An 18754-nucleotide genomic window follows, 5' to 3' on the forward strand; every position below is an offset into this window, starting at 1 on the left:
AATTTATCGCGGACGCGATCTCCTCATGGATCGTGTTGTCACCATGAAAGTACTACGGAAAGTCTACACGACAGACCCCCTCATTGTGGCCTATTTCTAGCGAGAAGCAAAGATCGCCTTGTCGTTGCGGCATTCAAATATTGTGCAGATCTTCGACTATGTCCAGAGAGAGCGGTTATTTCCTGGTCATGGGACTGATCGATGGGACAAACCTGCGTCACTACCTGCGCGCCCGACGTGTGCTCGCCGTGGATCGGGTGGTCGTTATCGCCCATGATGTCGCACTTGGTCTGGGCGCGGCCCACCGGCACAATATCGTGCATCGAGGGGTCAAATCACAAGATATCATGCTCGGTCGTGATGGCAGTATTAAGGTCGTCGATTTTAGTCTGGCCAGTGATCTATCTCGAGATAGACGTGCAGAGGATATGACTCCTACCGACATGGCTCTGAGTATGTATATGTACAGTGCACCCGGGATGAAATCGTCAGTCCAGCAGCCGATGTGTATGGGCTGGGTGTCGTAATGTATGAGATGCTGACCGGCCGTGCCCTGTTCAATGGGGATACACTAGCAGAGGTCACGAAACAGCATATGCAAGATGCGCCTCCTCCCAGCCAGTTCAATCCGAATATTCCTCGCGATCTAGAGAATATCATTCTGCGTTGCCTGGAAAAGGAGCCAAAGAGGCGCTACCACGATGGGAACGCCCTGGCTCATGCTCTTGAGAAATTCAATAATACTATATAAAATTAAGAGGTTAGTAACTGTGGAGAGCCAGTTTCTTGCAGGATACGTGGGTTCTCATCAATAATGAGGCAATACTAGAAGGAACGTATCACACAGGGATTCAGGTTCAACCAAAACAATGAGATCGTTGAACAACCTTTGATTGGAATCTTTCCCGATGCCTGGCACATGATTACGAGAACGTACCTACCCGGGTACGTCTCTGATCCAGATTTCACTCTCTTGACTTATGCTTGTTGGGTTTGCTCCTCACTTTTCCTAAGATTTCGTTCTCAGACACACACTGTACATACGAACCAGACCTATATCTATCCACTGCAGAGTTTACCGGCTTTTCAGAGTCGACAAAGAATAAGACAGAAATTATTTGAGGAGCGCACCCAATGTCGTTACTTCATTTAGACTATATTCCTTGCGATCTGACACGCTACAGTCAATACATTCTTCCAGCCTGGCGCGATGCCCGGAGCGGGATTTTGCAGCCGCTACGCGAGATTATGGCTTCGGCCAACCATTTCTCTATCTGGTTCGTGTTTAATATCCCTAATCCGCTACCCGATATGTTCTTTGCTGGGCCACGATGCGCTTTTGGCTACGATCTTTTTCGGCAGGATCGGAGTGTCTGGCCCCAAATTTTAGGCCATCGTGATCTGCAATCCCCTTTGCGCGATACGCTCATTCAGGATGCAGAGGAGAGGAGTGAATTAGATATCTGGGAGCTCTTCTCACGCCATCTCCCTGCATTTCTTGAGAGTAATGAACAAGCCAGGTCACAAGAGTTTCTTTTGCAATGCCTCTTCTATACGTTTTGTTGTCAGCTTCCCGAGGAAACTATGCTCGATAGCCGTGAATTGATAGAGGAAGGCGTCCATCTGTGGGAAGAATATATGGCCAGGAATTCACAGGTAAAAGAGCTCTGGGATACATTCAATCAACCAGCTCCGCAACCACTGGCCGATCAGCTACTCGCACCTCGAACGTATCAGGACTATCTCACCACAGCATTACATGCCGAGGCTTTTCCACGCACCATTCTTCATAATTCCGACGTCCTCGGTTTCATTGATCATGAGGAAACCGTTCACCTGATCACCAATCTGCCCACCAGGGAACGCCCCGACCTGGAAGGCATTGTATCTGGATGTGTGCGTGACCGAGACAATAAGAAATGGCCCCTGCCACCGGATTTAGAACAGCTGTATCAAAAACGGACTTATGGTGAATTGCAGAGGCTGGACATATATCGCGCCATGTGCGCCTACTGGAATGAACATGCTCACGAGGAGTTTCAAAGCAATGTCGATACCTACTACGAGTGGCTACACCGTATGGAAGCAAAGATGTTGGCCCGCTTTCAATACGCAGCAGACCGTGGCTGGAGCATGATCGAGATTCGCCTCTAAGTTCATCTCCCCTATGCTAGCGACTGCTTGCGGTGTCGACTATATGCCGGCGCCGCAAGCAGTCGCGAGTTTTTTGTTGTCCCAGTCATTCAATCACTGTAAGCCAGCGTCGTGGAGAGCCTTTTCGAGGAGATCCTTGATGCCCAGTGAGTCAGCCCAATGAGTAAGATAAGGAAGATCCAGATAAGTTCCTTGCTGCTTCAACATACCTAAAATGTCGTTCCATTGCCGCGAAGATGAGCGGCCACCCATTTGAAACCATTCGAGCTTGGTAAGTACAGCATCTTCGGCAGTTGCAATTCTGAGAGCACGTGTACCTGATTCTAAAATCTGCGTTTGGGCACGTCGCTCTTCTTCCCTTGTAAACGGACGTCTCTTCAATGGCATGAGATCTATTTTCATCATTGTATTGAGAAAAATCACATTATAAGGCAAACCGCGCCTTACCGCATCTTTGAGTCCTTGCTCATCCACATAATAATCATTTTGCAGCATATTGACGAGAAGGCGAACGTGATGCATTTGAACATCTGCAATAACATCGATATCCTGGGTTCGCCTGGCAATACCATGAAATGAGCTTGATACTGAACCGCCAATGTAGTACACAATATACCAAGTTGCTCAAAAGCGTTCACCAGCGGGTTAAGAGCCTCGATAATCTCATGATATATTGACATGAAATATCCTCTATTTTTGTCTCTGGGTAGCTCAATTGCAAACAAAAAAAGAACGATGCCACGTTAGCAAATGCTCGTTCTTCTCCGTCAATACAGATTTTACGTAATCTTTAGCCTTTTCTCAATCCAGCGTCTATAAGTACTAAATCCCAGATATGTTCCAGAGACAGGTGTTTGACTTCCTGTTCAAGTAGTGACAAATCGAGCGCTGGACCCTGGACCTTGAGCATGCCCAGGATATCGTTCCATTGCATATCATCGGTCATACCGTCTTGACGAGAGAGCTCGTTTAGATGATAGCGATAGAGCTTAAAGAGGATCATCTCATAGACTGAAGCAACGGGCACTTCTTGATGATTCTCATCAAGCTCCATCGTGCACAGCTCGTTATCCCGAGAGAGGAAGGACATTTCATGCTTCCCTATGATAAGATCAACTTTCATCGCTGTATCCATATGGAGCAAAGCAATGGCAGTGTGCTGAAGTAATGCTTGATGCACCGCTTGTTCTTCGAAGGCAAAATGGGGCTTGAGGGAGGCGATAGAGGCTTCGAATGAGGCTGTTTTTTGTGGGAGAAGGTCAACGACAAGATCAATGTCCTGAGCAAGTTGCTGCATGCCATACAATGAGCTGGCAACAGAGCCGCCAAGATACCAGGAAATATTCAATTCGCGCAGCTTTTGTATGATTTCATCCACCACAACGAGAAGGTGAACTGGCTGGAGATGCCAATCTCGATAGTTGACCAGCGTTGCTTGAAACCGTTCAGCCAATCGGGGTCCATAGGACATGGCGACGAAATGCGTGGCCACATCTCCTTCGTTGGCCTCGGAATGGCTTTCTCGCCAGGCGTACATATTGGCAAGAAACGTACTCCGGGTCATCGACTGGACAAGTTGAAAACGCTTGCTGACAGAAGCGCGGCGTATGATTTCAACGAGCACGCGTTCAGCTTCAATGCTTGTATCTGGAGATTGTGTCTTCATAACGGCCAGTACCCATGGGATATTTTCACGTATATTCCTTACAACAAAACAATGCCGGTCACCATATTTCGTATAAAATCATCTTACCGACTGCATAAAACAGGTCAAGGAACGCATCGTTCACATACATGACACAACCTATGAATATCTCTTCCCAACTCAAAGATGCTGGATAGTAACCATTGCTGAATCACAACAGTTGTGTTGAATAACCTCAATGTGCATTTTGAAAGGGAAACATGCAAAGTCATGGCCTAACATTAAGACACCTAAAAGTCAATGAGCTAGCTAGCCAATGGATCACAACTACTACATAGATATCTCTAAAGGAATTTTAACATCCGGCGCGGGAAGTCCCGTCTCCATTCATGGGACGGGACTTCCCGCGCCGTTCCTTTTGCTTTGACGACTCATCCTATTCGTCGAATATCTTTGAGTTGTGCCATTCCGAAGTTTTTTAGGTCAGCATCCTGAACCCAGAAGATCCGGCGCGTTCATCTTTCTCTTCTTAATCGTTTGTTACATGTGTAGAAAAGATCGCCTCAAGGCAGAGGCTCTCTTGCTCAGCTCATGATAGTATGGCTCTCGAACTTTCTTCACCGTATCTCAACCTGCCTCCTTTCTGGGGCTCTTAGATGGTCAGGACGTGGCACAACAACAACATAGGTGCCGGCGATCCAATCGTAGAGCGTTTGGCGCTTTTTTCCCACAAGCATGCTTATGAGGTAGGCACCCACCAATACCCAGACGAGCACTAGCCCAGTGGTGACAATGGGAGAAGGGGTAGTAGGAGTAGTAGGCCAACCTGGAATACGCCAGAGACAGGCATGCGTCAATTCCCAGGGGACCAGTTTGAGCAACGAGCGTGCAAGCGAGCGAGGTAAGCTCAACCGGATACCAGAGGCATCGGTAACGCGCAATCCCATCTTGCGTTTCCCCCAGGTTGCCTGCCAGGAAGAATGTTCGGATAACGCAAAATAGAGAAGGACAGGTAACACCAACAGGAGAAACGCACTGACCTCGCTCACATTTGGGTCAGCGAACATGATCTGAAATATGGTCTTAAAAGGTCCTGACCTCAGCCCAAGGCCTATAATAACCAGAAGAATGAGATAGGCCGAAATAATGAGATAATCAAGCAAAAACGCACTACAGCGCCGCCACATACTTGCAAACATCATGGAGAGAGTCTCCTGTTTTTTCGCTTCAATCTTAGCAGTATCTTTACTTACAGGCATGTTGCCAACTTTCCTCTGGGTCTACTCATCTACGAGCGATGGTATAGTGTACCACATGCATTGGCCTCAAGATGCCTGTTGCTGGCTTCCTCATAACAAATACCTTCCCAGTGTAGGAACACAATTGCAAAGGAGATTGACCAGATCACGCTACGCCTATACTCCCCCTGCGTCGTAGCAAGAAAGCGTGAGCTTGAAGAATCATTCTCATAAGACGAGACAGGCAAAGGTGGCGATAGATACGCTTGCTGCCACGCTTTCATCCCTGTTAGGAACTCGCTATTCTTTGCGTACCAAGCATGTTCACCCTTCTCTTTCTGTCATCTTGCTGATGGCTCGCTTTTCAGTGGGCTCTGCCTCACGCAAAAAAACTTGCCACACCCCCGTGGCCACCAAGCTATCACGATTGCTGGGCATCACTATTCACAAGCAGCAAGTCCGCCCGCACAAAACGCTCATGGTCACGGTTATATGCGGAACCATTGGCAGAGGGACCATGCTACAGCATGAATAATGATAAAAAGGTGTTATTCCATAGATTGATATATTCATATAACATGTGTTATATTAGATTATCTAAGGGCATTTCTTGTACAAGAACTAGTAGAGTGGAATATGAGACATGGAGGAATGGAATGCCAACCTTGATACTGACCCCTAACATTCTTGCACTTGGCCAGGCGGGAGCCTTACTCCTTTTCATCATCATCAGTTTTATCATCTGCCTCGTCTTTTTGAATCGGCTCAAGCGCCTTCAATTGACCCTACTGCAACTCGATGCTTCCGCCACCAGAAATCAAGATCGTGATGATCAACGCTATACGGCGACGCAGGAACAGATCCGCCAGTTACAACTTGCTCAAAGCTCAACCCAGACGACTGTGAACGATACCCGACAAGAAACGCAGCACTTGATACGTGATCTGACAAGTTTGCAGCACGATGCCCAACATCTCATGCGAGAACTGAAAACGCAGCAGCAGAGCACTCAAACATTTATGGATGAATGGAAAAAAGAGACGACGCATCTCAGCCGTGCACTACGCACCACCCATCAGCAAGGCCTCTGGGGTGAATTACAACTTGAGCGGGTAGTTGAAATAGCCGGGATGCAGCGTCATTGTGACTTTGATATCCAGAAATCGCTTCCCAATAAGCAAACACCAGATATGCTCATTTATCTTCCGAATAACCGGACCATCGCTGTTGATTCCAAAGCAAACAGTCAGGTTTATCTCAAGGCAATGGACTGCGATGATGAAAGGATACGGGCACAAAAGCTCAAAGAATATGCGCGGGAAGTCAGAGATACTATGAATGCGCTTGCGAAGAAAGAGTATTGGAAGCAGCTGCAGCCAACAATTGCGCTTGTCATTCTCTTTATTCCCACCGAGGCGATGTTTCGTGCAGCGATTGAACAGGATATCGATTTACTTGCATTGGCGACGGAAAAAAACGTTTTGCTTGCTTCTCCAGCCACGCTCATCGCGTTACTCAAAGCTGTCTCTTATGGTTGGAGCCAGGAAGAGCGTGCTCAGCATGTGCAACAGATCGTGGAACAGAGTCAGGCACTTCATAAAGAACTCGAAACGTGGCTTCGCCAGTGGCAACCACTCAAAAAGGCCATCGAGAATACGACGCTCGAATTTAATCGTGTGGCGAAACGCTATGACACCCATATCCTCCCCCTCTTGCGTACGCTTGGGACACTTGATAGCACGTTGCTTTTGAAAGAGAAAGATATGGAACTCACGCCGCTCCCATCTTTGCCACCAGACTGGCATACGATAAACACCAGGGACCAGGAAATCCCACAAAAACAGGAGCCAGCACAAGAGACCGCTTCCGTGATCGAATCAGATAACGTAGGCACTCCCTGGCAGGAGAGGCTCACCCAGCCACTCAAGAAGCTACATACACTTTTTCCTAGGAACAGAGAAATGGGTCGTAACGACACAGGGGGCTAGAAAATGGGCGAGCAGGCGGTTTTAGTTCCTCCGCTTGCTCTGACTCTCTAGCAGCACCGTCAACCGTACTACCTCAGCCTCTTTGTCTGCCAAATGCCACGATGGCCTTTCATGATATGAGTCAGAGAAAGAAAAGGTAATTCGATTATCAACAACAATTAGGCCCAAAATCACATTGGTGCTGTACACCTGTTACGCTAAATTTTACTTCAACACCTTGAAACAGCTTCCTGGCCATTCTTGACTCATCTTCAGAAAAAGAGTAAACTTCCCCAAATGAACGGCTTGTTTATTTATTGTAAGCATTCTAGATAACCTACGAGGATGTGGCATTTGATGGAAGAGCAAGATAGCCCCACCCCTACTCATTGCTTTCTGGATACTAACACGTTTCTACATTTCCAGAGGTTTGACACCGTTGATTGGCCAAAAGTGCTGGAAGTTCCGCAGATCTGTCTCATGCTAACACCAACTGTGATGGAGGAACTCGATCATCATAAAGACGATCCCAAAAATCCAGGTCGGCAAAAGCGTGCAAAAGAGATTCTCTCAAAACTTGACAATCTATTACCAATAGACACAGCGGGAGTTCGTGTCCCAATACGTCAAAATGTGGTGCTTCAAGAATTACTCGATGAGCCGGACATCAACTGGAAGTCATTTGGGCTCAGTTCTCAAAAAGATGATCATCGTCTTTTAGCCAGTATTATTGATTTCCACAATACCAACCCTGAAGCAACCATCTGCCTAATCACAAGAGATTTTCCGCTTCGTCGGAAAGCCCTTCAACTAAAGATTCCTGTCGTAAATCCAGAAGGAAAGATCGACTTATTGACAGATTTTTCCACCGAAGCAATAGAACGGCGTAAGCTGGAGCGTGAACTCCAAGAACTTAAGAACCGCCTTCCCAAATTAACATTTGGCTTCTTTGAGACGAAGACAGAAAAGATTGTGTCATATATCACTGCTCCACGATCAAAGGTACAGAATGATAAGGTGCTAGCTCAAGCATTTGACTCGCAGTTTGTCCCGATGCAAGTGATTGACCGAAAACAGAAATTGGATCATCTCCTTAGAGAGGCCATCCATCAAACATCCGAAGAGAACCAGCGGGAGTTTCGAGAGAAATACGAAAAGTATCTCGAACGATTTGAGGCAGCCTGTAGAAGACATTACCTACAAAAACATGGGCATCGTTGCCGTCTTGATCTCGTGCTCCATAATGAAGGGAATGCGACAGCAACAAGTGTTGAAATTGTTCTTCAATTTCCTGCTGGTTCTGTTGTCATTCGTGCTCAAGATGAGAAGGAAGAGTTGGAGTTTCCCAAAGAACCAGAACCCCCATGGATTGACAAACCACGATCTCCTTGGTCTAGCGTATATATTCCTTCTGGAGCCCTTGTAAGCAAACCAGATTATGCAGCTCAAGCCACATACGCTCAGATAAGAGCACAACAAAAACGGAAAGGGCCATTCTGTAATGATACTGGTGATACTCATATTGTGACCTACCGAGCCGAGGAATTGCTTCATGAAACAACATGGGAGCTGCCATCAATCATTGCCTATGTGTGGCCAAATAGCTCCTCCATAGACTATCAAATATATACGAAGGAACTTCCCCATAGAATTGAGGATAAACTCCATATCAGGTGGATTTCAGCATAAGCTAGTTCGCGAGTCCGGAGGCAGATCGTTCAAAGCTGTGCCCTTTACTGAAGCTATTATAAAGATGACTATATTATTAAGCCATATTATTATCGGGTGCTACTGGTGCGTGTTTGCGCGTTGATACGTCGCCTTTATGGAAAAGCTTTTTAATGGCGTAAATGCGATTTCCTCCTTAGCTGCTGAAATCTCTTTACAAACCAACAGAGTTACATTGGTGCAGCCAAAAAGTTCCTTCCCTTGCCTCAGATACTTGCACGATTTTGCCACCATTTAATCATCGCATTTATAGTCTAGTGCTTACCTGGAACGAAAAGTTATGCGAGAAGAAACAATCATACGGCGTCGTTTGCTAAAAATAAAATGCCAAACGCAATTTGGAAAAATTATGCAAGAAACAGAAACAGCGCCGTTCATCAATGATGTCGCTTCTTAGGTCGCTTGAAGAAATTCGCTAGAAAAGTTTTCTGAGAGAAAAGCGAAAAGCGGGACAGATCCAAGTATCCTGATAAACATCATTACAGCTTACAATTTAGATGCCCAACCTCTTCTCACCCTCTCTGCTACACTCTCTTACAGCGAGGTTTGATACCTCTCCCAGCAGTGCTGGAGTCATGCATTCACTAGAAGTGAGGACTATTCAGGTGTTGTGGATCGTTTCCATTATTGCCCTCGTGCTTGCTGTCCCAGAAGCCATTGCAAGCACGCTTAGCCTGATTGATCGCTACAACCAACGGAAGTTAAAACGTGATGAAAAATAAAGATCAGCAAGACACCGGCATCACAAAAGATGAGGTTCTCGACGCCCTGATTGTTTCAGGGCGTCCCAACTTCAATAAACGCCTCCTTACGCACTTTAGCACAGAAAAAATTGGCCTGCTCCCCCCATTAAGGCGTACATCACGTCCAGGTTCAAACAAGCCTGTTTATGTGTGGGACGAACATGTTAAGCAGCAAATTGTCGATCTATATGATCTTGTAGAACGTGGCTGTAGAAACTATCAGAACCGCCTTCTCTACCTCTGGATGCGTGGATACATGGTTCCATTTGAACCAATTCGACAGCACTGGATACAAACTATTGACACATTTCTCTACAATTTGACTGCCGGAGAGCAAGACCCGGAGGATGCTCTGTGGCACATCAGCTCAATCCTCGTCCAATTTATAGAACCCAAATGGAAATTCTCACCGCGACCTGACAACTTAATTCGCAATGTGGGATTTGATCAATGGAGAGAATTACAGGAATTCATTTGGGATATACTTGCTGTTCCTACCTACGAACCAGAAGAAACAACACTTGAGAATGTGCTAGCAATCCTCAGAAAGATAAACACAATAGCGCAAGCCAAGGCTGATCCTGAAGGCTCGCTTTCATGGATTCTATCACTCAGAGAGATTTTTACTCTTCCTCGTTATCGGGATGCACTCATAAATGCAACGATCGAACAGTGGATACAAGCACGAGACTGCTATTTGGAGTTCTGCCAGTGCCTGTATCAACTGGCCACCTTCTTTCCCAAACGGAATGCGTCACTCACGAACGATATGCGACAAGCATTATTTCTGAAATGTGGAGCTATCCTCCTTCCGCTCCTACTCATGATAAGCTATTATGGGTATGAAGACTGGATTCATGAATGTCTCGCCATCCTTCACGACCTTCTTGACATGTTCACTGATCCTGACTTTGGAGCAATGCTCAGCCAGATGTAAACAAGTGTAAAGAAACTGAAAAACATCAACTTCCCGAAGAAAGCTAGAGCAATCGTAGCGGGCAGATCACAGCTCGCTTTGCCGCCTGGACGGCCCTAACTCGCCCATTGTCGCCGTGCATGGACTTGGAGGCATCAGCAAAACGCAAATCGCCCTGGAGTACGCCCACCGCTTACATGAGCAGTACCGCTTCCTGCTGTGGACGTACGCCTCCGCACCCGAGACCCTGCTGGGAGACACCATCACCCTAGCGAACGCGCTCGGCCTCCCCGTACAGGAAGACCTCCACCACAGGAGGTACTGTCTTCTTCTCTCGCTAGCTCGGAGCACAAGAGGGCTAGCCCCTCATCTTGGGCGCGGCGGACAACCCCTCCATATTCCAGAATCTGCTCCCGCTGCATGTAATCGTCACTACGCTCGGACCGCTCAATCGGGCCGTCGCTATCAACATCGACGTAGCACCATTCTTGCAAGAAGAGGAAAGCGCCTTCCTCCTCCGCCGAACGGAACGCGTTTCCGGTAGAGCACAGAGCCCATCTCGCACCAGAAGAGGCCCGGGCAACCCACAACATCTGCGCGACACTGGACAGTCTACCTCTCGTGTTAGACCAGGCGGCAACATATATCGAAGAATGGGGCGCAGTCTTCCTGGATACCTGCACCAGTACCACTGGCAACAGTTATCTGCTTATGGCACAAATATAATCTTTTGTACATCTTTGCATCCTCTCTCACAAAGTAACAATATCTGTTGCGGGCGAGATTGTATCTGTAGCTGGCGTTCTTTGCCACAGGTGCTACAACACTTGCCATTTGAATCTATAATTTGCGATAAATGAGCATATGTAATATTTTCGCTACCTAGCTTACAGTCTGGATATCCTGAGCAGCCGTAAAATGCTCCAGTACCATCTCTTCTGAGGCGTGGGACTAGCTTTTTACCGCAAACACATTGATTCTGAGCAGGTGGTAACATTCGGATCGATAAGCGCAGATCTTTTAAGAGCTTTAGCTCCTGTTCGCTGATTGCTGGGGGTTGCGTTTGCGACACGGAAAAGAGAGACTCGTGAAGATCCTTGCTTAACACAACAGCTTTTTTGATCCGTAACATACTCTCACTCGTGTTGCGATGTGAAAGAATGTTTAAACTACCATGGTAGACTTTCTCTTCATCTATAATCACAGCTTTCTGGTGCATATCTTTTGAGTAGCGCAACCAGAAATCAGCATCTTGTAATGACTTTAGAGCCTCAATATGCCATGCTTCACTGCCCTCAGCTGGCCTGGTCACAATATCTATAGCAACAGCGTGTTGCTTGCGTTCCTGAAGCATTGGCAATAATGAGCTTACCCTGCTTAGTGATACAAATGGACTGGCAATTAAGATGCTTTTTTGCGCTTGTTAAATGTCTTTTTCTAAGACTTTATAAAAAACCATTTCATCAAGATGCTCTATCTCTACTAGATTTCGAGATAATATCATTCCAGGCAGCGTAACCTCAATAGCATGCAAAGCTTTTAATGAAGGCTCAGTCGGGATAAATTCTTCATCCTCTAGCGTTTCTAACATTCCAAAAGCTGGGTATGTTTGTATATTTTCTTCAGAGAGAGAGTCACTAGTATTGCTTTTAGAAGGCAATGTTAGAATGTTTTCTTCTAGATCTAGCTTCTGTATGAGCTTGCTAAGGTTGGTAATGTTGGGATTCTGCTGATGTATCTTTGTCATCTGTTGAGAGAATGGTACGCCAATGATATTCAAGGATGGTAGAATGGCTGAACGTTGGGCTTCTTCGACAGCCAGGCGCATAATTGAAGTGGATGGCATCTCTTTCTGGATATAAGCAGCGTTAGCAACAATAAATAATTTGTGCTTTGGTCGCGTGACCGCAACATTGACGAGACGCATGGCATCAGAACCGTAGCTGCCAGCAGTGAAACCGCCTGGCTTGATAGGCGGAGACTCAAGGGTATCAAAAATGAGAATGGGAAACTCCAGCCCCTGGAAACGGTGAACGGTACCTGCATGTACATGCATTTGCAAGCCAGCCTCTTTGATCAGGCTCTGCAGCAAACGAGCCTGGGGAGCATAAGGAGTGGCAATACCGATGACTGGTTCGCTGGCATTGCGTTTCAACTCCGGCTGCTCGGCAAAGACCTGTTTGACAAGTGCCATACAACACAAAGCATGATAGTATTTGCAGCGCGAATTTCCATAAGCAGGTCGTGTGCTAATGGGTGAGGCATCATGTGTATCGCAAAGCACCAGAGGCTTATTTGCTAGTGGAGCATAAGATACTTCTTCTCTGAGATTTCTGGCAACATCTTTTAGGTAGTCCTTATAGATATACTGACGGGAGATAATTGAGATGCTTGAATGCATGCGCGATTGTTCATTGAGCATTACACTATGTTGCTCCTCCCTCTGAGCGGCATCAAGCGTAATCCCTCTATAAATAAAGAGGTCTCGCTTTAGCCATTTCTTGACCATGGGAGTTTGGGCGCTGGCAATTGGAGCCAATTGTTGTGGATCACCAATCAAGGTGATAGATCGATCTGCATGCGCGGTCGCGACATACACGAGAGGCATCGATGCCATTGAAACTTCGTCCAGTATGACGACGTCAAAACGGCGTTGCGCAATAACTTGATTCATATATGTTTTGCTCAACGTGGTACCAACAATGCGCGCCTTCTCCACAATGCCCTTTTCAATATCGCGTAGTTGTTGTTCAAGCACCGCAAGTTGAGCCCCAACTTCATTTATACGCTGTGTTAAATCAGTTAGCTGCTGCTTTGCTGCCTGCTGCCTCTGATTGAGTAATGTATCAATCTCATGCCGGCGTGTCTCCGATTGCGCTTTCTGTTTTGACAACTGTGTCAACTTGAGAGAATATTCAGAAGGCGTATCGCGCAACGTGTTCATTTCATAAAATTCGGCAGCAGCCGTCTTCGTTATTTTCTGAACAGCAGCTAATTTTTCATGCAGTGGTTGAATCTGGGCATGTTGGGCGGTTATAGAGAGCTGCTGCTGATAAATGAACTGTGTGACCCGGGCCACTTCGGTTTCCAGAGCTTCTACTTTAATGCCTTTGACAAAGCGCTTCACCGAACCCATGGCCTGTGCCTGTATTAGTCGCGTGAGAACATCGTGTTTACGCTGCTCTGCCTGGGCCAGCTCCTGCTTTTGCTTTTCAAACGCGGCCCAGGTTTGCGCGAGTTGTGACTGTAGACGTTGTTCGTCATCAGAGGCCAGTTTAAGAGCCTCTCGCGCTGTATCCAATTTCGCGATCAGGGATTCCTGATGCCGTGTTTCAAGCCTCCGAAGTTGTTCGATTTCTTGTTGCAATCGCACTAGCTGATTGCGAAGGGTGATGCTCTCTTGCTGTAGAGCCTTCTCTTCGCAGTCATCTGTATTTGGTAAGGTGGCTAATTGCGCTTTCAAGTCTTCATATTCGCGCTTCAACGCATCTTGTTGCTGATGATATTGATTTCCCATCTCTTTGGCGATACGCTGCAAATGAACATATCGATAGTCATCGCCAGTCATCAACTCGGCCTTTTGAGGGGTGCATAGCGTACAACCTGACCATTAGCCAAAAAATGTTTGTTGTTGGTAGACAGGCAAAAATCACAGAGGCGCATGATGGCAGTATCGACGGCGATATTGGTCTGGGCCGCGATCAACACGGAGCATCCGGTCTGTAGATGTTTCAAGGCAATGGCCGCCAGGGTATCGGTCTTACCAGTTCCAGGAGGGCCCACAATAAAGGAAACTTCACCACCAAGGGACTTTTGAACGGCTTGCTTTTGTCGTGGGCGTGGCTGGTACTTACCAAATTGCACATTTGTTGTGTCGATGGCGCTCCGATAGGGAACGAGTTTAAAACATTTTGACCCTAGCTGTGCCTCTCCTTCATTCACCTCTTTCAGGGCTGAGCGCAAGCGTTTGATGAGTTCAGTAGAGTCATCACACAGTTCAATACATTGAAGCAGTTCGGCTGGCAGTGGCTTGTCACAGGCAATAGTCAAGGTGGAACCGGTAGAGGTCACGACGATACATCTCATTGGGTGGGCTGTGTCATTAACGACACTCAATGGAACATCGTCCTGGAGATCGGCGGGCTCGGCCAGAGTGAAACGATAAATATAGTGGCCGCCTTCTTCCGACAGCAGTTTACCATCCTGGGCAATATACTTTGTTTGCTTAGAATTACTCTTTTCTTTAATCTCATCATCAAGGGCTCGATCCATTTCGTGCAACATCTGAGAAAGCGTCAATACAGCATTCATAGATTTTTCCCTTCACAGCCATATACATTGTATACATTACAAACTTCGATAAGCCTATAGCTCATCCAGAAAATGCTTCATACTTACGATCACCATACATTTGAAACATTCCATAGCTCGCAACATAGGCTATGCGATAAAATCTGGTAAAGGATAACAAAGTATGTAGCAACCAACCAAAATGCACACTTGCTCTTTTACATGGGAATATAATAACACTAATTTTTTTGTGATTTTTGCAGATTCTGGATTTATTGCTATCTCGTCTTTAAATACCTCGGCCACATCTTCCTTCACACTAAGCATCTTTTAACTCATCAAAAGTACTTCAGATATTCTCACAAAATTGTTAAAAGGTCAAGTGTCAGATGTATCATGCGTAGACATGCCATCCTATTTCATTCTATATGCAGTCGTCTTTTATACCATCATGCTCTAGCACGGTGATATGAACTTCGCTTTAGGATAAGTATGGTTATTGGGATTTTGTGGGTGCTTCACTTATAGTCTGGTTTTTTCGGGAAAACCTGTGTATAATATCACTCATATTACGATATATTTAGATGTTCTCAGGTCGGCATTACTACGAAAACCTTCCTCTTTTCTAGTAGGACCTGACGAGCTAGCGGTGTTTATTTATTCACTATTACCCTCTAAGAAATAGTGCATTGATATATTGCGTCTATAAATTCAATTGTATAACTGAGGAAGACTGTTTCATTGCTTTTTATGTATGTATGTATGTTTTCTATATTTTTGCTATGTTCAGCGTTGAACTAGTCAGGAGCTGATCCTTGGATTATGTGGCCTCTCTCCCTGAAGTTGGTCAGCTGGTCAACGTCAGGCAACGTCGGTATGTGGTTGTCGATAATGTGACGAGCACTCTTTCTACACATGATGCTTCTGTGAAGTCTTTGTATAAGCAGCATCTGGTGACGCTTTCTTCGGTGGAGGATGATGGGCTGGGCGAGGAGCTACAGGTGATCTGGGAGGTGGAGCCGGGGGCGGCTGCGATTGAGAAAACTCCGTTGCCACAACCAGTGCGCTTCGATACTCCGGAGCGGTTGGATACTTTTTTGCATGCGGTGCGCTGGGGGGCGGCTTCGAGCGCGGATGTGAAGGCGATCCAGGCTCCGTTTTTGAGTGGGATCGATCTTGAGGATTATCAGTTGGACCCGGTGGCGCGGGCGATTCAGATGCCACGGGCAAATCTGTTGATTGCGGATGATGTTGGTCTGGGTAAGACGATTGAGGCGGGTCTGGTGGCGCAGGAGCTGATTATCCGCCATCGGGCGCGTCGGATTTTGATTGTGTGTCCGGCGGCTCTGCAGGTGCAGTGGCGCGATCAGATGCGCGATAAGTTTGGGCTGGAGTTCCGCATTGTGGATAGCGAGCTGATGCGTTCGCTGCGCCGTGAGCGGGGGCTGCATGTGAATCCGTGGAAGCATTTTCCGCGCTTGATTACTTCGGTGGATTTCTTGAAGCGGGAGCGGCCGCTGCGCCTGTTTACGGAGGCACTGCCGGCAGCTGGTGAGCCGCTCTATCCGCGCCGCTTTGATCTGCTGATCCTGGATGAGGCACATAATATCGCGCCTTCGAGTCAGGGGAAGTATGCGACGGATTCGATGCGCACGGCGGCGATCCGGCGCCTGGCTCCGCATTTTGAGCATAAGCTGTTCCTGTCGGCGACTCCGCATAACGGCTATCGGGAGAGCTTTACGGCGCTGCTGGAGCTGCTGGATAATCAGCGCTTTGCGCGTGGGGTTGAGCCTGATCCCGAGCAGTTGCAGGCGGTGATGATCCGGCGCTTGAAGTCTGAGCTGCCGAAGCGCTGGGATGGCTCGTCGCGCTTTGCGCAGCGCCAGATTACGCCGCTGCCGGTGGCCTATACACCGCAGGAGCGGGAGGCGCACCAGCTGCTGCAGAAGTATAGCGAGGCGCGCATCCATGATGCACAGGATAATGTTGAGCGCTATGCTTCGGAGTTCGTGAGCATGCTGCTGAAGAAGCGGCTCTTCTCTTCGCCCGAGGCTTTCTGTCTGACGCTGGAGAAGCATGAGCAGTCGCTGGGTGAGCGGCTGCGCCATACGGCGGTGACAAAGCAGCCGAGCGAGGGGATTCTGCGCAGCCGGGTGGAGAAGATTGAGGAGGAGAGCGATGATGATGCATACCTGGATGAGGTGACGTCAGAGGCGCTGGCGACGGCGGCCCCGCTCTTCCATGAGCCGACCGAGCAGGAGCAGGCGCTGCTGAAGAGGCTGCGCAGGTGGGCGGAGGAGGCGCGGCGCCGTCCCGATAGCAAGGCACAGGAGCTGATCGATTGGCTGTTCCGCGTGATCAGGCCGGGGGGACAGTGGTCGCGAGAGCGCGTGATTATCTTTACCGAGTATCGGGCGACGCAGAACTGGCTCTATGATCTGCTGGCCCGCGAGGGCTTCGCCGAGACGGGTCCCGATGGCGAGCGCCGCCTGCAGCTGCTGTACGGTGGCATGGATACGAAGGCGCGTGAGGAGGTTAAGGCGGCCTTCCAGGCTGACCCGGATGATTCGTCGGTGCGCATCCTGCTGGCGACGGACGCCGCATCGGAGGGTATCGATCTGCAGAACCACTGCTCGAAGTTGATCCACTATGAGATCCCCTGGAATCCCAATCGGCTGGAGCAACGCAATGGCCGCGTCGATCGTCATGGACAGCGAGCGCCGGAGGTGAATATCTATCACTTTGTAAGCAGCCGCTATGAGCAGCAGTCGATGGCGACGCGGGAGCGCCAGCAGCTGGATGATGATCTGGATTTCCTGATGCAGGCGGTGCGCAAGATCGAGTATATCCGCGAGGACCTGGGGAGCGTGGGGCCGGTGATCGCGACGCAGGTGGAGGAGGCGATGCTGGGGCGGCGACGGCAGCTGGATACCGGCAGGGCGGAGGCGAAGGCGCCCTCGAAGCGCTTGCTGGCCTTCCAGCGCCGGCAGCGCGAACGACTGGAGGCGCATATCCGCCAGCTCTATGAGCAGCTGCAGGAGGGCAAGCGCGAGCTGGGCCTGACGCCGGAGCATATCCAGGCGGTAGTTGAGACCGCCCTGGAGCTGGCGAAACAGCCTCCACTGCAGGCGCGCACGCTGGAAGATCCACACGGACAGCACGAGCCGATTGAGGTCTTTGATGTGCCCGAGCTGACGGGGAGCTGGGCCAGGTGTACCGAGGGGCTTGAGCATCCCCATACGCATGTCAAGCGGCCGATCGTATTTGATCATACGCTGGCGCAGGGGCGCGATGATGTGGTGCTGGCCCACCTGAACCATCGACTGGTGACGATGTCTCTGCGCCTGCTGCGCGCGGAGGTATGGGCCAGCGGCGAGCAGAGCAAGCTGCAGCGCGTGACGGCGCGTACAGTCCCTTCAATCACGATGGATGGGCCGGCGGTGATCGCCCATGCGCGCCTGCTGGTGCTGGGCGGCGATAATCAGCGCCTGCATGAGGAGGTCATCGCCGCCGGTGGCTATCTGCGCGAGGGCCGCTTCGTGCCGATGAACGAGGGCCAACTGAAGATGGTCCAGGATGCGCTGCAGCAGCGCGCGGTCTCACCGGCGGTACAGCAGCGGCTGGCCTCCCAGTGGGATATACATCGACAGCCGCTGATCCGAGCCCTGGAGAACCGCATGGGCGAGCGCACGAAGAGCCTGCAGAAGAAGATGGCCGATCGCGCCGCCAAGGAGCAGGCCGACATCACGGCGATCCTTACCGAGCTGAAGGAGAATATCAGCAAGGAGCTGGAGCAGCCGGAGGTGGTGCAGCTCGAACTGTCGGGCTTCTCGCACGAGGAGCGCCAGCAGTTCAACCGGGACATCTCGGCCCTGGAGGCGCGTCTGCAGCAGATCGATAGCGAGATCGAGCAGGAGACCGCGCGCATCCAGCAGCGCTTCACCGATCCCAAACCGAGAATCTTTCCTGTCGCTGTGACATATGTAGTGCCTGCCCACCTGGCACGCTAGGAAGTGCCGCCCCGGACGGGATAGCACGCGCATTGACCCTATGGCCGCGCTATCCCGCCCGCC

Annotated in this window: 13 protein-coding genes and 1 pseudogene; 7 read left to right on the top strand and 7 right to left on the bottom strand. The window is 49.0% G+C overall.

The window, feature by feature from the left end:
• The first annotated feature begins 140 nt into the window (after window positions 1-140).
• From JMI88_RS40315 to JMI88_RS35155, 3 genes are all read left to right on the top strand, one after another.
• Window positions 141-527 carry a protein kinase domain-containing protein gene (locus tag JMI88_RS40315; RefSeq protein WP_268906053.1) on the top strand — a complete coding sequence of 129 codons (387 nt, stop codon included), beginning with the start codon at window positions 141-143 and terminating at the stop codon, window positions 525-527.
• Window positions 506-751 (top strand): hypothetical protein, encoded by a 246-nt coding sequence (locus JMI88_RS40320; RefSeq protein ID WP_201366699.1) that lies wholly within the window; start codon window positions 506-508, stop codon window positions 749-751. The genes JMI88_RS40315 and JMI88_RS40320 overlap by 22 nt, the downstream gene beginning before the upstream one ends.
• A 383-nt stretch (window positions 752-1134) precedes the next feature.
• A complete protein-coding gene (locus JMI88_RS35155) occupies window positions 1135-2154 on the top strand; it encodes a hypothetical protein (RefSeq protein ID WP_201366700.1) in 1020 nt (339 codons plus the stop codon).
• A 93-nt stretch (window positions 2155-2247) separates the two neighbouring features.
• Here the strand turns inward: JMI88_RS35155 and JMI88_RS35160 are convergent, their stop codons facing one another.
• The 3 genes from JMI88_RS35160 to JMI88_RS35170 form a co-directional block, all read right to left on the bottom strand.
• The gene (locus JMI88_RS35160; RefSeq protein ID WP_201366701.1) at window positions 2248-2763 is read right to left on the bottom strand and encodes a hypothetical protein; all 516 of its coding nucleotides are present in this window, start codon (window positions 2761-2763) and stop codon (window positions 2248-2250) included.
• 181 nt (window positions 2764-2944) lie between these two features.
• The gene (locus JMI88_RS35165) at window positions 2945-3820 is read right to left on the bottom strand and encodes a hypothetical protein (RefSeq protein WP_201366702.1); all 876 of its coding nucleotides are present in this window, start codon (window positions 3818-3820) and stop codon (window positions 2945-2947) included.
• A 596-nt stretch (window positions 3821-4416) separates the two neighbouring features.
• On the bottom strand, window positions 4417-5001 hold the full coding sequence (locus tag JMI88_RS35170; RefSeq protein WP_201366703.1) for an RDD family protein: 585 nt from the start codon (window positions 4999-5001) through the stop codon (window positions 4417-4419).
• Between the two features lie 692 nt (window positions 5002-5693).
• Here JMI88_RS35170 and JMI88_RS35175 point away from each other — a divergent pair.
• The 3 genes from JMI88_RS35175 to JMI88_RS35185 all read left to right on the top strand — a co-directional run bounded on the left by JMI88_RS35175 (window position 5694) and on the right by JMI88_RS35185 (window position 10412).
• On the top strand, window positions 5694-7025 hold the full coding sequence (locus JMI88_RS35175; RefSeq protein WP_201366704.1) for a DNA recombination protein RmuC: 1332 nt from the start codon (window positions 5694-5696) through the stop codon (window positions 7023-7025).
• A gap of 336 nt (window positions 7026-7361) precedes the next feature.
• Entirely contained in the window at window positions 7362-8693 is a 1332-nt protein-coding gene (locus JMI88_RS35180; protein WP_201366705.1) for a PIN domain-containing protein, read from the top strand.
• Window positions 8694-9443: 750 nt separating this feature from the next.
• Window positions 9444-10412: a hypothetical protein gene (locus JMI88_RS35185; protein WP_201366706.1), complete on the top strand. Its 969-nt coding sequence runs from the start codon at window positions 9444-9446 to the stop codon at window positions 10410-10412.
• Window positions 10413-10654: 242 nt separating this feature from the next.
• Here the strand turns inward: JMI88_RS35185 and JMI88_RS35190 are convergent, their stop codons facing one another.
• The 4 genes and pseudogenes from JMI88_RS35190 to JMI88_RS35205 form a co-directional block, all read right to left on the bottom strand.
• Window positions 10655-11089: a hypothetical protein gene (locus JMI88_RS35190; RefSeq protein WP_201366707.1), complete on the bottom strand. Its 435-nt coding sequence runs from the start codon at window positions 11087-11089 to the stop codon at window positions 10655-10657.
• A gap of 11 nt (window positions 11090-11100) precedes the next feature.
• A pseudogene (locus JMI88_RS35195) lies at window positions 11101-11802 on the bottom strand (phospholipase D-like domain-containing protein); the annotation flags it as partial.
• Window positions 11803-11814: 12 nt separating this feature from the next.
• On the bottom strand, window positions 11815-13959 hold the full coding sequence (locus JMI88_RS35200) for a DEAD/DEAH box helicase (RefSeq protein WP_201366709.1): 2145 nt from the start codon (window positions 13957-13959) through the stop codon (window positions 11815-11817).
• Entirely contained in the window at window positions 13959-14702 is a 744-nt protein-coding gene (locus JMI88_RS35205) for an AAA domain-containing protein (RefSeq protein WP_201366710.1), read from the bottom strand. The genes JMI88_RS35200 and JMI88_RS35205 overlap by 1 nt, the downstream gene beginning before the upstream one ends.
• Window positions 14703-15496: 794 nt before the next feature.
• Between JMI88_RS35205 and drmD the strand changes: the two genes are divergently transcribed.
• A complete protein-coding gene (gene drmD / locus JMI88_RS35210; protein WP_201366711.1) occupies window positions 15497-18691 on the top strand; it encodes a DISARM system SNF2-like helicase DrmD in 3195 nt (1064 codons plus the stop codon).
• The last annotated feature ends 63 nt before the right edge of the window (window positions 18692-18754 follow it).

The sequence above is a fragment of the Dictyobacter formicarum genome, assembly GCF_016587435.1.

Bases quoted from the DNA above. Each gene is read 5' to 3' on its own strand.
- JMI88_RS35155 (WP_201366700.1), top strand. From the start codon at position 1,135: ATGTCGTTACTTCATTTAGACTATATTCCTTGCGATCTGACACGCTAC.
- JMI88_RS35165 (WP_201366702.1), bottom strand. From the start codon at position 3,820: ATGAAGACACAATCTCCAGATACAAGCATTGAAGCTGAACGCGTGCTC.
- JMI88_RS35170 (WP_201366703.1), bottom strand. From the start codon at position 5,001: ATGATGTTTGCAAGTATGTGGCGGCGCTGTAGTGCGTTTTTGCTTGAT.
- JMI88_RS35175 (WP_201366704.1), top strand. From the start codon at position 5,694: ATGCCAACCTTGATACTGACCCCTAACATTCTTGCACTTGGCCAGGCG.
- JMI88_RS35180 (WP_201366705.1), top strand. From the start codon at position 7,362: ATGGAAGAGCAAGATAGCCCCACCCCTACTCATTGCTTTCTGGATACT.
- JMI88_RS35185 (WP_201366706.1), top strand. From the start codon at position 9,444: ATGAAAAATAAAGATCAGCAAGACACCGGCATCACAAAAGATGAGGTT.
- JMI88_RS35200 (WP_201366709.1), bottom strand. From the start codon at position 13,959: ATGACTGGCGATGACTATCGATATGTTCATTTGCAGCGTATCGCCAAA.
- JMI88_RS35205 (WP_201366710.1), bottom strand. From the start codon at position 14,702: ATGAATGCTGTATTGACGCTTTCTCAGATGTTGCACGAAATGGATCGA.